This is a genomic window from Actinoallomurus soli (assembly GCF_024055715.1).
In the GTDB taxonomy this organism is placed as follows: domain Bacteria; phylum Actinomycetota; class Actinomycetes; order Streptosporangiales; family Streptosporangiaceae; genus Actinoallomurus; species Actinoallomurus soli.
This window is the reverse complement of the sequence record NZ_JAMXMV010000007.1, coordinates 382,430-395,538: the sequence shown is the minus strand read 5'-3', so window position 1 is coordinate 395,538 and position 13,109 is coordinate 382,430. Positions and strand designations below refer to the sequence as shown.

Below are 13,109 nucleotides of genomic sequence, written 5' to 3'. Positions count from 1 at the left end.
CGTGCCGGGCCGCGGGACGGACGGCGCGCCGGGCGCCGGGACGGACGGTGGGGCGGGCGCCGGGACGGACGGTGGGGCGGCCGGCGTGCCGGGTGGCGCGCCGCGCGACGGGGCGGGCGGTGCGACGGACGGCGCCGGCGCCGACGAGGTGTGGTCGCGCATCGGAGCGGCGGGCCGTGCCTGGCTGCGTGGGGCGTGCGCCGCCGTCGCCGACCGGCCGGAGCGCGTCCGCGAGCTGTTCCCCGCTGCCGGACGGCACTGCGGCCGGGCGCCGCTGTGCCCCGGTGACCCGGAGGGGCTGGTCCACGGACGGATCGACGACGCGGCGCGCGGCGTCCTGCTCGGTGCGCTGCCGATGACCGGCGCGGCGCTCGCGGCCGAGGTCACCGCCCTGTACCGCTGCGGTGACGCGGCCGAGAGACGCGGTGTCCTGCGGGGCCTCCCGCGCCTGGACGAGCCGGACCGGCCGGACGGGGTGGGGGACCGGCTCGTTCCCGTCGTCCGGGAGGCGCTGCGCTGCGATGACGTACGGCTGGTCGTGGCGGCGCTCGGCCCGTACGCCCGCCGGCTCGACGACGCCGCCTGGCGCGACGGTGTCCTCAAGTGCCTGTTCACCGGGGTGCCGCTCGCCGCCGTCGCCGGGCTCGGCGAACGCGCGGACGCCGAACTCGCCCGCATGTTCGCCGACTTCGCCCGCGAACGGGTCGCCGCGGGCCGGGACGTCCCCGCCGACACGTGGCTCGTCCTCGACCGGTTCCCCGGCGCGCCCGCCGGCTCCGGGCCGTCGGCCGAGCCGCCCGCCGGTTCCGCGCCGTCGGCCGAGCCGTCCGCCGCCGATCCCCGGCCGCTCGGCCTCGCGGACCCCGCGCAGGCCGATGCGGGCCGCGGCACCGTCCGCCCTTCCCGCGTCCGACCGGAGGCCTGATGCGCATCATCGACCCGCACATTCACATGTCCTCGCGGACCACGCAGGACTACGAGGCGATGCGCGCCGCCGGCGTGCGGGCGGTCGTCGAGCCCGCGTTCTGGCAGGGCCAGCCGCGTACGAGCGTCGGGACGTTCGTGGACTACTTCGACGCGCTGGTCGGCTGGGAACCGTACCGCGCCGGCCGGTTCGGGATCCGGCATCATTGCGCGCTCGCGCTGAATCCGAGGGAGGCCAACGACCCGCGCTGTGCCAGGGTGCTGGACCTGCTGCCGCGCTACCTCGCCAAGGACGGCGTCGTGGCGGTCGGAGAGGTCGGCTTCGACGCCATGACCGTCGAGGAGGAGAAGGCCTTCGGCCGGCAGGTGGAGCTGGCGCTGGCAAACGACCTCCCGGTGCTGGTGCACACCCCGCACCGCGACAAGGTCACCGGGACGCGCCGGTCGCTGGACCTCCTGCGGTCCTCCGGCATTCCCCTGGAGCGCGTGGTGCTCGACCACCTGAACGAGCCGACCGCCGGCCTCGTCCGCGACACCGGCGCCTGGATGGGCTTCTCCATCTACCCGGAGACGAAGATGGACGAGCGCCGAATGGTCTCGATCCTCCGCGAGTACGGCACGGACCGGATGCTCGTGAACTCCGCCGCCGACTGGGGACGCAGCGATCCGCTCGCGACCCGGTCGACGGCCGAGGCGATGCTCGCGGCCGGTTTCGACGACGACGCCGTGGACCAGGTCCTCTGGCGCAACCCCGCCCGGTTCTACGGGCAGAGCGGGCGGCTCTTCCTCGACGACCCCGAGCCGGCCGACGGACCGGACACGTACGGCGGGAACTCGGTCCTGCGCGGCGAACCGGAGGACTGAGCGGTGCGGCTGCTGGACCGGCAGGGCCGCACGGTGCACCTGGCCTACTGCACGAACGTCCATCCGGCCGAGGACCTGGACGGAGTTCTCGGCCAGCTGCGCCGCTTCGCCGTGCCCGTGCGGCAGCGGCTCGGTGTGTCCAGGCTCGGCCTCGGCCTGTGGCTGGCGCACCGCGCCGCCGCGAAGCTGGCCGCCGATCCGCGCGCCGTCGACCGGCTGCGCACCGCCCTGGACCGGCACGGCCTGGAGGTCGTGACGCTGAACGGCTTCCCCTACGGAGGGTTCCACGCGGCCCGCGTCAAACACGCCGTCTACCGGCCCGACTGGTCACGGCCGGAGCGGCTCGGCTACACGTTGGACCTGGCAGCCGTCCTCGCGCGGCTGATGCCCGACGACGCGGCCCGGGGGAGCGTCTCCACGCTGCCGTTCGCCTGGCGGACGCCGTGGTCGCGGCGGCAGCACAGCGCCGCGCTGGCGAACCTGAACCGGCTCACCGAGGGACTCTCCCAGATCGCCGCGCTCTCGGGCCGCCCGGTACGCGTGGGCATGGAGCCCGAACCGGGCTGCGTGGTCGAGACGACCGAACAGGCGGCCGTACTCCTGTCCGGCGTCGACACCCGATGGCTCGGCGTGTGCCTGGACGCCTGCCATCTGGCCGTCGCCGCCGAGGATCCGGCGGCCGCCTCCGACCGGATCGCGGCCGCCGGTCTCTCGATCGTCAAACTCCAGGCGTCCGCGGCCCTGCACGCCGAGCGTCCTGGTGATCCGGACACTCGCGCCGCCCTCGCCGCGTTCGCCGAGGACCGCTTCCTGCACCAGACCCGCGAGTGGACCGATGGCCGGATCGGCGACCGGGACGGGGACGGCTGCCGGGGCGGCGACTGGGACGATCTCGCGGACGCGCTCGACGGTCCCCGGCCGCTGGATGGCCGTGGGCCGTGGCGTGTGCACTTTCACCTGCCGCTGCACGCCCGGCCCCGCCCGCCGCTGAGCGCCACGAGCACCGAGCTGCTGACCTGCCTCGACGCGCTGTTCGGGGACCGTACGCTCACCGACCACGTCGAGGTGGAGACCTACACGTGGGGGGTCCTTCCCGCCGAGGCGCGCCCGGGCGACGACGCGGACCTCGCGGCGGGGATCGCCAGGGAACTGGCCTGGGTACGCGACGCCCTCGTCGAGCGTGGTCTGACGGTGCCGGCCGGATGACCACGCCCCTGCTCGTGCTCGACGTCGCCGGGCTGACGCCACGGCTGCTGCCGCACATGCCGAACCTGCGCGCCCTGGCCGGCGCCGGCTCTCACGCGGCGCTGACCCCGGTGCTGCCCGCCGTCACCTGCTCCGTACAGGCGAGCCTCCTCACCGGGCTGCCGCCGAGCGGGCACGGGATCGTCGGCAACGGCTGGTACTTCCGTGACCTCGGCGACGTGCTGCTGTGGCGCCAGCACAACCGCCTGGTCCACGGTGAGAGGATCTGGGAGACCGCCCGGCGGGCCGTTCCGGGGTACCGCGCGGCCAACGTGTGCTGGTGGTACGCCATGGGCGCGACCACGGACGTGACCGTCACGCCACGGCCGATCTACCACGCGGACGGCCGCAAGTCGCCCGACTGCTACACGAGGCCGCCGGAGCTGCACGACCGGCTCACCGCGTCGCTCGGGCCGTTCCCCCTGTTCCACTACTGGGGTCCGGCGGCGTCCATCCGCTCCTCACGTTGGATCGTCGAGGCCGCACGGCTGATCATGCCTGCCCAGGATCTGACCCTGGTGTACGTCCCGCATCTGGACTACGACCTGCAGCGGTACGGGCCGGACGGCCCCGAGGCGATCGCCGCCGCCCGCGCGGCCGACGACGTGCTCGCCCCGCTGCTGGACGACGCCCGACGCGCGGGCGTGACGGTCGTGGTGCTGAGCGAGTACGGGATCACAGCCGTACGCCGCCCCGTCGACCTGAACCGGGCGCTGCGCCGCGCCGGCCTGCTGCGCGTGCACACGCAGGCCGGGATGGAGTATCTCGACCCCTGGAGTTCGCGCGCGTTCGCCGTGGCCGACCACCAGATCGCCCACGTGTACGTCCGTGACCCTTCGGACCGCCCCGCCGCCCACGACCTGGTCACGGGCCTGCCCGGCGTCGCGGAGGTCCTCGACCACGCCGGCCGGGCGGCGCACGGCCTGGACCACGAACGCTCCGGCGAACTGGTCGCCCTGGCGGAGCCGGACGCGTGGTTCACCTATTACCACTGGCTGGACGACGACCGTGCCCCCGACTTCGCACGATGCGTGGAGATCCACCGCAAGCCCGGCTACGACCCGGCCGAACTGCTGTGGGACCGGGCCGGCCGGGCCCGCGCCCTGAAGGCGCTCGTGCGCCGGCGGCTCGGCCTGCGCTACACGATGAACGTCGTGCCGCTGGACCCGTCCGGCGTACGCGGCTCCCACGGCCTGCTCCCCCCGACGCCCGACGACGGTCCCGTCCTGCTCTGCTCCGACCCCACCGCCGTCCGCGACCCCGTCCACGCCACGGACGTCCCCGCCCTCCTCCTTCGCCTGGCCGGCATCCCCTCTCCCGGCCCGGCCCTCCACGCCCGGCCGGTCTGAGACTTCGCCGGTGGTGTTGGCTCCGCGACCGTCCCCGGACGGGCCCGCTGCCGGATACGGCCGTCTAAGGCCACGGCCACGTACGCGCCTCCAGGACCGCGCTCCGGCGGCGGGCTCCGGACGGCGGCATGATGACGGTCATGGTGGAACGTTCGCTGCGGGTGGTTCTGGCCGAGGACTCGGTCGTACTGCGCGAGGGCATGGTGGAGCTGTTGTCGGCGCGGGGATGCGCGGTGGCCGCGGCGGTCGGTACCGCCGAGGACCTGCTCGCGGCGGTCGCCGAGCACGGCCCCGACGTCGCCGTCGTGGACATCCGGATGCCGCCCACCCACACCGACGAGGGCATCCGTGCCGCCCTCGACCTCCGGAGGCTCCGGCCGGAGGTCGGCATCCTCGTGTTCTCCCAGCACGTGGAGGCGGTCCTGGCGGAGCGGCTGCTGTCGGCCGGCGCCGCCGGAGTGGGATACCTGCTCAAGGAGCGGGTGGCCCGTACGTCCGAGCTGGTCGACGCGCTGCACCGCGTGGCGACGGGCGGCACGGTGCTCGACCCGGAGATCGTGACCGGGCTGCTGAGAGGCGGTACGCGGCGGAGCCGCATCGACGCGCTGACCCCGCGGGAGCGGGAGGTGCTCGACCTGATGGCGCAGGGGCACTCCAACCGGTCCATCGCCCAGCGCCTGGTCGTCACGGAGCGGGCGGTGGAGAAGCACGCGGCCGCGATCTTCATGAAGTTCGGCCTGCACCCCGCCGAGGCCGACAACCGCCGGGTGAAGGCGGTGCTCACCTATCTCACGGAGACCGGAAGCGGCGCGTGACCCGCGCGGACCGGGACGTTCCTCCGGCGACGGAGCCCGGCCCCGGGTGACCGGACGGGGGCTCGCGTCCGGCTCACATCCGGGCCGGCAGGTCGGCGACGATGGCCGTGGGACCGCCGTCGGGGCTGGTGATCCGGAGGGTGCCGCCCACGGCCTCCGCCCGACGGCCCAGACCGGTCAGCCCACTGCCGCCGCCCGGGAACGCGCCGCCACGCCCTTCGTCGCGCACCACCAGCCGGACCCGTCCGTGAGCGGCGGTGACCTCAACGACGGCGGAATCCGCTCCGCTGTGCCTGGCAACGTTGGTCAGGAGCTCGGCCGCGCAGAAGTACACCACGCGCTCGATCGCCGGGTCCGGGCGTTCCCGCAGGTCCAGGCGCAGGTCGGCGGGGACCGGACTGCTCGCGGCCAGGGACGGAAGGGCTGCGGCGAGCCCCGCGTCGAGCGGCACCGGGTTGATGCCCCGGGTGATCCGCCGTAGGCCCGCGATGGCGTCGTCGGTCTGGGACCGCGCCCGGCCGAGAAGCGCGGACAGCCGGTCCAGGGCCAGATCAGGGCGTTCGCCGAGCGCGTCGTCGGCCAGCGAGAGGGTCATGGCGATGGCGACCAGTTCGGCCTGCGTTCCATCGTGCAGATCACGCTCGATCGAACGCAGTGCCTCGGTGCTCTCGGCGGCCAGTGCGTGCCGCGACCGTTCGAGCGCGCGCATCCGCCGCTGCCCGGCCGTCGGGCCGAGCAGGAGCCGGGCCAGCCGGCGGTTCAGCCCGCTCCCGCCCCGAACGGCGGCGGGGACGGTCGCCAGCAGGACGAGTCCGAGCGGCGGGCCTGCCACCTCCGCCCACCAGGGGACGGTCCGATCGGCCGGGGGGAGCGCACGGGCCAGCACGGGAAAACCGATCGACCAGAGCGCGGCGGCCGGCAGCACCGCCGAGGCCAGGAAGGCCACCAGACCGGCCGGGAGGCGGAGGATCAGGTACAGCAGTGCCCGCCAGCCGGCCGGGTCGGTGAGCCCGGCGCGGATCCAGCCGAGCACGCCGGGCACGTGCGGCACCGGCTCGGGGCCGGGGATCTGCTCCCCGAGGAGCCGGGCGACGGCCCGGCGGTGCAGCGCGCCGAGCACCCGGGCGCCCCGCAGGCCCGCCGCGACGAGAGGAAGCCCGACCAGGGTCACCGCCAGCAGCGCGCCCGCGTAGAGCGTGGCGAGGACGTAGCCGGCGCCGGCGACGGCCGCCGGAAGCCCCGCGACGGCGAAGAGGACCTCGCCGGGACGCACGACGGGCCGAGGCGGGCGGGGCCGGAGCCGTCTCGCGCGCCGGGCGTTCTCAGCCACGCTGACCAGCGACCGTCTCCGTGGCCGGCCCCGAGGTCGCGCGCAGCCCGGTGAGGAGGATGCCCAGCGCGGCCAGCACCGCCACGCCCACCGCGATCCTTCCGTAGCCGCCCGGGTCCATCGACGGAAGCGGCGAGCCCGGAAGGGTCACGCTGAAGGAGGTCACGGTGGCCCCCGCGACGGCCGTGCCGGTGAGGGTGCCCACCGCCGTGATCAGCAGGCACTCGGCGCAGAGCATCGAGACGAGCTGCCGGCGGGTCGCGCCGACCAGGGTCAGCAGGGCGAACTCACGGCGCCGCGCGGCGGTCAGCGCCGCCAGGGTGTTGACCGTCGACACGCCGCCGAAGCAGACGAGGATGATCAGCTCGACCTGGCGGAGCCAGATGTCGGCGGCGGAGGTCACCGAGGCCAGTTCCGTTCCTGCGAGATGGCGGGAGGCGTCCCTGACCGTATCGCCGAGGGACAGGAACACGCACGCCAGCGAGGTCAGCAACGCCAGGGGGACCACGGCCGACGACAGCCGGGCGGCGTACCCGCGCAGGTTCGCGTCGGCGAGCCGGCCCGAGCGGGGCGCGACCGCCCGCAGGGGCAGGCCGAGGACCGTGACGACGGCCACGGTGAACAGCGGCCCGAGGAGCGCGACCGCCACCAGGAAGACCAGCGTGGCCAGCAGCGCGCCCTGCCCGGCCTTGTCCGGGGGCTGCCGGGCGATCGCGAGGCAGAGAACGCCGCCGCCGGCGAGCGCGAGGAGGCCGACCGGCGTACGGATCGGGTCGGCCCGGCGGTCGCCGCCGACGCTCTCCCCGAGCGCGACGGCCGGGGTGATGCGGCAGACCGGGCGGGCGGCGACCACGGCCGCCAGCGTCCCGAGTCCGAGCGAGAGCACGGAGCCGGCCGCGGCCGGCACCGGAGTGAACGGGATCCGGCTTCCGGCCGGCACCAGGTCGCGCGCCACCAGGGCGGCGAGGAAACGGTGCGCGCCCAGCGTCCCGGCCGCCCAGCCGGCCGGGCTGACGAGGGAGACGACGATCAGTACCTGCCGGCGCACCAGCCCGCGGACCTGCCCGGGAGTGGCCGCCACGGTACGCAGGAGCGCCAGGTCCCGGTGCTGCTGACGGATCGCGAAGCCGAGGGTGTTGACCACCACGAACAGGGCGACCAGCATGGCGATCTCCCCGAACGCGCCGCCGATGACCACGAGACCGGGCTGACTCCCGTGCGCCGGAGGAGAGACGACGCTCGCGGCGATCAGCGAGCCGAACAGGGTGATCGCGGTCACCGCCATGAACAGGGCCGTGGCGAGTCCGGCGAACGTCGCCGGCCGGGTCCGGATCTGCCCGAACGCGAGCCGTAGCACGTCAGCCTCCCAGCCGGCTCAGGCGCTCGGAGACGACCGCCGCCGACGGGCGGTCCAGGTCATCGACGATGACGCCGTCGGCCAGCACCACGACGCGGTCGGCGTAGCCGGCGGCGACCGGATCGTGCGTCACCATGACGCAGGTCCGCCCCTGCCCGTCGACGCCGGCGCGCAGCAGCGACAGGATCTCCATACCGGTCCGCCGGTCGAGGGCACCCGTGGGCTCGTCGGCGAACACCACCTCTGGGCGGGCCACCAGGGCCCGCGCGATGGCGACCCGCTGCTGCTGGCCGCCTGACAGTTGCCCTGGGCGGTGCCGTTCGCGGCCGGCGAGCCCCACCTGCCGCAGCGCCTCGCGCACCGCCGCCCGCTCGGGCGGCCGTCCGGCCAGCCGGCCCGGCAGCGTCACGTTCTGCTCGACGGTCATGGCGGGCATCAGGTTGAACGATTGGAAGACGAACCCGACCTCGGAGCGGCGTAGTTCGGCCAGCCGGCGTTCCCGCAGCCGGGACACCTCGGTCCGTCCCCACCAGACGGTGCCGGAGGTCGGCCGGTCCATGCCCGCGACGCAGTGCAGCAGGGTCGTCTTGCCCGATCCGGAGGGCCCCATCACGGCCGTGAACGTCCCCGGCGCGAAGGCGATGGTCACGCCGCGCAGCGCGTGGACGGCGTTCGCGCCCCTGCCGTAGCGGCGGTGCAGGTCGTCGCACCGAGCCGCCGCGCGGTCGCCCGGACCCGCGTCCTCCCTGCCGTCGGGGGGCGAAGCGGCGCCGGGGCGGTACGGCGAGGCGGCGGAACGGGGACCGTCGTGTCCGGGGCTGCCGCCGGGTTCAGGGTGGCCGTCGTGTCCAGGGCGGCCGCCGGCTTCAGGGCGGCCGCCGTCACGGCGGCCGTGCGGTTTCGAGAAGGGCATGGCGCAAGCCTGGCCGGAACACGGCGGCCCGCACGATCGTGCTTCCATCCGGATCCGGGGTACGGGAACCCGTACCCCGCGGTCACGGCGTGGTCAGCCGACGTAGCGGCGGGCGGGGGAGCGGCGCTGGGGTTCCGCCAGCAGGCGCAGGTTGCGTTCGACGTGGTCGGGGACCGGGCGGCGTTCCCGGAGCACCCAGGGCAGGCCGGTGACCGCCTCGGCCACCGCGGACAGGGTCGTACGGTCCCGGGGGACCGTACGGAGCACGGTGAGCGTCCTGCGGGCGGCCGAGGGGAGCGGGCGGCGTAGCCAGGTGGTCCAGAGGGTGTTGCGGATGCCGACCCGGCGGCGTTCGCGGGGATCGCGGGCGGCGGACGCGGCGTGGTGCACGACGACGTCCTCGGCCCAGCACATCCACCAGCCCCGTGCGGCCAGGTCCATGCAGAACAGCTCCTCCTCGCCGCCCAGCACGAGCCGCGGCGAGAACCCGCCGACCTCGCGGAACGCCTCCACGCGGATCATCGACGCCCCGGCCATGATGCTCATCAGGGCGGGACCCGGCATCCAGGACGGGGCGGGCACCGGCGAGTGCCGCAGCTCCGGGGTGATCGGGTCCTCTCCCCGGTCCGGTTCGACCAGGATCAGGCCGGTGACCGTCGCCAGCCGCGGATACCGGTCCAGCAGGTCCGCCGCGCGGGCCAAGGCGCCTGGCTCCCACCACGTGTCGTCGTCGCAGAACGCGACGTACGGGGTGGTCACCTCCGCGACGGCGAGGTTGCGCCCGACGGCGCCCAGGTTGCGCGCGGCCCGGATCAGCCGGACCCGCGGGTACGCCTCGGCGACGGCGTCCGGGGTGCCGTCGGAGGAGGCGTTGTCGACGACGGTGATCGGCGGGCGCTCGGGGAGCAGGGTCAGCAGGTCCAGGGTCCGCAGTAGCTCGGGGCGGCGATCGCGGGTGATGATGACGACGGTGATCCTCGGGTCCGGTCTCACGGCGTCTCCCCGGCCAGCCGGCGGATGCCGCCCTCGACGGTCGCCGGGACGGGCCGCCGCGCCGCGAGCGCCGAGGGCAGGCGCACGGCGGCGCCCGCGAGGGCCGCCCGCGAGTCGCCGTCGCGCAGGGCCCGCGCTCCGAGCCGTGCGGTCTCCCTGACCGCGACGAGGCCGGGGCGGCGCATCCAGGCCGTGAGGACGGTGTTGCGCAGCTCGCTGCGGCGGCGCCGGTGGGACGGCGGGCGGTTCGTCGACGGCTCGTGGACCGCGACGATCTCCGGGACGTGACATAGGCCCCACCCGGCGGCGGCCAGGTCGTAGGACAGCAGGCGCTCCTCCCCGACGAAGAACAGCAGGGACGAGAACCCGCCGACGTCCAGGAACGCCTGTCGCCGGACGATCGAGGCGCAGGCCAGGAAGCCGAGGACGGGCGGACCGGGCAGACCGGGATCGGGCGGCAGCGGCGACTCGGCCATCGCCGCGTTGATCGGGTCGGGCTCGCGGTCCGGCCCGACCAGGGTGCGGGCCGCGATCAGGCCGAGGCGCGGGTGGGCGTCGAACAGCTCGGCGGCCCGGGTCAGCGCCCCCGGCTCCCACCACGAGTCGTCGTCGCTGAACGCGACGTACGGCGTGCGGGCCAAGTGGACGCCGACGTTCCGGGCGGCGGCGCCCCGGTTGCGGCCCAGCGGCACGACCCGTACGGCGGGATGGCGGTCCGTCACCGCCGTCGCGGTACCGTCCCCGGACCCGTTGTCGACCACCACGACGACCGGCCGGTCCGGTAGGGCCTCCAGCCGTTCGAGGGTGCGCAGCAGCTCCGATCGCCTGTTCCTGGTGGCGATCACGACGGTGACGCGGCTCACCGATCGACCTCCCCTCGAAGAAGTAACCGATCGACTACCCGGCGCAGGATCATCGAATCCTCGGCCTCCGGCGACCCCGCCGAGCGGCCCTCGAACGGCGGTTTTGAACCCCACCTCGCGGGCAGGGAGGGCGCGTCGGCTACCTAGGGGAGGAACCATGTCGAACGTATTCGACGTGCTTCGCAAGGACCACGAAGAGGTAAAGAAGGCGCTCGCCGAGCTCGAGAAGGGGCCGACGGCCGCGACCGGGGCGAGCCCCGATCAGCTGAAGGTCCGGGAGAAGCTGGTCGAACAGCTGGTCATCGAGGAGTCCAAGCACGAGGCGGTCGAGGAGGAGTACTTCTGGCCGACGGTCCGCGACAAGCTGCCGGACGGCGACCGCCTCGCCGACGAGGCCACCGACCAGGAGCAGAAGGCCAAGTACGTCCTGGACGAGCTGAAGGACCTCAAGGGGGACGACCCCAAGTTCGAGGAGCTCCTGAGCAAGTTCACCGCGGACGGGCGCGAGCACATCGCCTACGAGGAGGAGCAGGTCTGGGTGCCGCTGCGCGGCGTGCTCAGCGCCGAGGAGGCGGACGAGCTGGGCACCAAGCTGGAGGACGGCAAGAAGCTGGCCCCGACCCGGCCGCACCCGCACACGCCGCCCAAGCCCGGCATCCTCAAGGCGGCCGGACCCGCGGTCGCCGCGGCCGACCGGGTCCGCGACGCCGTCACCGGACGCGGCGACTGAGCATGCCGAGCGACGCCCGGAGGTGCCTGCGCGATGGCTGACGTCGAGGCCGCGCCGGGAGAGCTGCTGGAGACCCTCAGGAAGGCCGCGGCCGCGCTGACCGGCAGCGGTGTCAAGTTCGCGCTGGCCGGCGGATACGCGGCCTACGCGCGCGGCGCCGCGCCGTCGACCCACGACGTCGACTTCGTCCTTCCGGAGGAGGAGGTCGACGTCGCGCTCGCGGCGCTGGAGTCCGTGGGGATGCGACGCGCCGAGATTCCCGAGGCATGGCTGGCCAAGGTCTACGACGACGGCCGGACGGTCGATTTGATCTTCCGGCCGTCGGGACGGGCCGTGGACGCCGCCCTGCTCTCCCGCGCCGAGGAGATGCACGTCGAGGCGGTCGCCATGCCGGTGCTGACCGCCACCGACATGACGATTCTGCGCCTTCTCGCGTTCGACGAGAAGGCGAGTGACTTCGGGGGATACCTACCGGTATCGCGGGCGCTGCGCGAGCAGATCGACTGGCCGCGGGTGATCGCCGAGACGGCGGACTCCCCGTACGCCTACGCCTATCTGACGCTGCTGCACCGCCTGCACGTGATGGAGTACGGGCCGCCGTACGAGAGGAGTGACGGATGACGCCCAGCGACCCGCCCCACTACCTCGCCGCCCGCATCAAGAGCCGCCTCGCCGAGGACGCCCGCACGGTCGAGCTCGGCATCCAGGTCGACGTCCGCGGTGATGTCGTCTTCCTGCGCGGCCAGGTGGCGACTCCCCGGAGGCGGGAACTCATCGAGACGGTCGCCCGGGAGGCGGCCGGCGGAAGACGGATCTCCAACGATGTGACCGTTGTTGAGATCCGCCCCCCGAAAACGGAGGAAACGCCCTCATGATTCGCGTGGCCGCGGTCGGCGACATCCACGTCGGCGAGGATGTGCGCGGCCTGTACCGCAACCGACTGACCGGAATCGCCGACGACGCCGACATCCTGCTCGTCGCCGGTGATCTGACCCAGCACGGCACGGCCGAGGAGGGACGCATTGCCGCGGACGAGCTCCGCGACATCGGCGTCCCCGTCATCACGGTGCTCGGCAACCACGACTACCACTCCGACGAGGAGACCGAGATCACCAAGGCGCTGCAGGACGCGGGGATCACCGTCCTCGAGGGCGAGTCCACGGTGATCGACTGCCACGGCCGGCGCCTCGGCGTCGCCGGCGCCAAGGGCTTCGGCGGCGGGTTCGCCGGCCGCTGCGGCTCCGACTTCGGCGAGCCGGAGATGAAGGCGTTCATCCGGCACACGAAGGCCACCGCCGCCCGGCTCGGCGAGGCGCTCGGCGCGCTGGACGCGGACGCGCGGGTGGCCCTCACCCACTACGCGCCGGTGAAGGACACCCTCAACGGCGAGCCCCTCGAGATCTACCCCTTCCTCGGCAGCTACCTGCTCGCCGAGGTGATCGACGGAGCGGGGATCGACCTCGCCGTGCACGGCCACGCCCACCGCGGCGTGGAGAAGGGGATCACGCCGGGCGGGATCCCCGTACGGAACGCCGCCCTGCCGGTCATCGAGCGCGCCTACGCGGTGTACTGCCTCGGCGGTCCCGACGACGTGGAGTGCGCGACCGACGACACCGTCGGCGCGACCGCGTAGCGGACGCGACGGTCCCCGGCGAACACGAAGGGCCGCGCCCGGTGGGCGCGGCCCAACGCGGTTCGTTCCGCGGCCGGATCAGGCCGGGACGGG

General features: G+C 74.5%; 14 protein-coding genes. 9 read left to right on the top strand and 5 right to left on the bottom strand.

All coding sequences use genetic code 11. From position 1 onward, the window contains the following. Position 1 precedes the first annotated feature (1 nt). From NDW01_RS20540 to NDW01_RS20520, 5 genes are all read left to right on the top strand, one after another. Complete coding sequence (locus tag NDW01_RS20540) at positions 2 to 925, top strand: EboA domain-containing protein (RefSeq protein ID WP_252822864.1); 924 nt, start codon at positions 2 to 4, stop codon at positions 923 to 925. After that, a complete protein-coding gene (locus NDW01_RS20535) occupies positions 925 to 1,788 on the top strand; it encodes a TatD family hydrolase (RefSeq protein WP_252822863.1) in 864 nt (287 codons plus the stop codon). Before NDW01_RS20540 ends, NDW01_RS20535 begins: the two co-directional genes overlap by 1 nt. 3 nt (positions 1,789 to 1,791) lie before the next feature. Continuing rightward, entirely contained in the window at positions 1,792 to 2,994 is a 1,203-nt protein-coding gene (gene eboE, locus NDW01_RS20530; protein ID WP_252822862.1) for a metabolite traffic protein EboE, read from the top strand. Next, positions 2,991 to 4,382 carry a nucleotide pyrophosphatase/phosphodiesterase family protein gene (locus NDW01_RS20525; protein WP_252822861.1) on the top strand — a complete coding sequence of 464 codons (1,392 nt, stop codon included), beginning with the start codon at positions 2,991 to 2,993 and terminating at the stop codon, positions 4,380 to 4,382. The genes eboE and NDW01_RS20525 overlap by 4 nt, the downstream gene beginning before the upstream one ends. Positions 4,383 to 4,537: 155 nt before the next feature. Further along, positions 4,538 to 5,197: a response regulator transcription factor gene (locus NDW01_RS20520; RefSeq protein ID WP_305883797.1), complete on the top strand. Its 660-nt coding sequence runs from the start codon at positions 4,538 to 4,540 to the stop codon at positions 5,195 to 5,197. Between the two features lie 73 nt (positions 5,198 to 5,270). Here NDW01_RS20520 and NDW01_RS20515 read toward each other — a convergent pair whose 3' ends face one another. The 5 genes from NDW01_RS20515 to NDW01_RS20495 all read right to left on the bottom strand — a co-directional run bounded on the left by NDW01_RS20515 (position 5,271) and on the right by NDW01_RS20495 (position 10,653). Further along, positions 5,271 to 6,527, bottom strand: coding sequence for a sensor histidine kinase (locus NDW01_RS20515; protein ID WP_252822859.1), 1,257 nt, complete (start codon positions 6,525 to 6,527; stop codon positions 5,271 to 5,273). After that, positions 6,520 to 7,884 (bottom strand): FtsX-like permease family protein, encoded by a 1,365-nt coding sequence (locus NDW01_RS20510; RefSeq protein ID WP_252822858.1) that lies wholly within the window; start codon positions 7,882 to 7,884, stop codon positions 6,520 to 6,522. The genes NDW01_RS20515 and NDW01_RS20510 overlap by 8 nt, the downstream gene beginning before the upstream one ends. Before the next feature lies 1 nt (position 7,885). Next, on the bottom strand, positions 7,886 to 8,797 hold the full coding sequence (locus NDW01_RS20505) for an ABC transporter ATP-binding protein (RefSeq protein WP_308211742.1): 912 nt from the start codon (positions 8,795 to 8,797) through the stop codon (positions 7,886 to 7,888). A gap of 93 nt (positions 8,798 to 8,890) precedes the next feature. Next, positions 8,891 to 9,790 (bottom strand): glycosyltransferase family 2 protein, encoded by a 900-nt coding sequence (locus NDW01_RS20500; protein WP_252822857.1) that lies wholly within the window; start codon positions 9,788 to 9,790, stop codon positions 8,891 to 8,893. After that, positions 9,787 to 10,653 (bottom strand): glycosyltransferase family 2 protein, encoded by an 867-nt coding sequence (locus tag NDW01_RS20495; protein ID WP_252822856.1) that lies wholly within the window; start codon positions 10,651 to 10,653, stop codon positions 9,787 to 9,789. The genes NDW01_RS20500 and NDW01_RS20495 overlap by 4 nt, the downstream gene beginning before the upstream one ends. Positions 10,654 to 10,810: 157 nt before the next feature. Here NDW01_RS20495 and NDW01_RS20490 point away from each other — a divergent pair, with 157 nt between their 5' ends. The 4 genes from NDW01_RS20490 to NDW01_RS20475 are packed head-to-tail and all read left to right on the top strand — an operon-like array spanning position 10,811 to position 13,016. Beyond that, positions 10,811 to 11,383 carry a hemerythrin domain-containing protein gene (locus tag NDW01_RS20490; protein ID WP_252822855.1) on the top strand — a complete coding sequence of 191 codons (573 nt, stop codon included), beginning with the start codon at positions 10,811 to 10,813 and terminating at the stop codon, positions 11,381 to 11,383. 33 nt (positions 11,384 to 11,416) lie between these two features. Then, a complete protein-coding gene (locus NDW01_RS20485) occupies positions 11,417 to 12,004 on the top strand; it encodes a nucleotidyltransferase (protein WP_252822854.1) in 588 nt (195 codons plus the stop codon). After that, on the top strand, positions 12,001 to 12,258 hold the full coding sequence (locus NDW01_RS20480; protein ID WP_252778611.1) for a BON domain-containing protein: 258 nt from the start codon (positions 12,001 to 12,003) through the stop codon (positions 12,256 to 12,258). The genes NDW01_RS20485 and NDW01_RS20480 overlap by 4 nt, the downstream gene beginning before the upstream one ends. Further along, a complete protein-coding gene (locus NDW01_RS20475) occupies positions 12,255 to 13,016 on the top strand; it encodes a metallophosphoesterase family protein (RefSeq protein WP_252822853.1) in 762 nt (253 codons plus the stop codon). Before NDW01_RS20480 ends, NDW01_RS20475 begins: the two co-directional genes overlap by 4 nt. Positions 13,017 to 13,109: the final 93 nt, after the last annotated feature.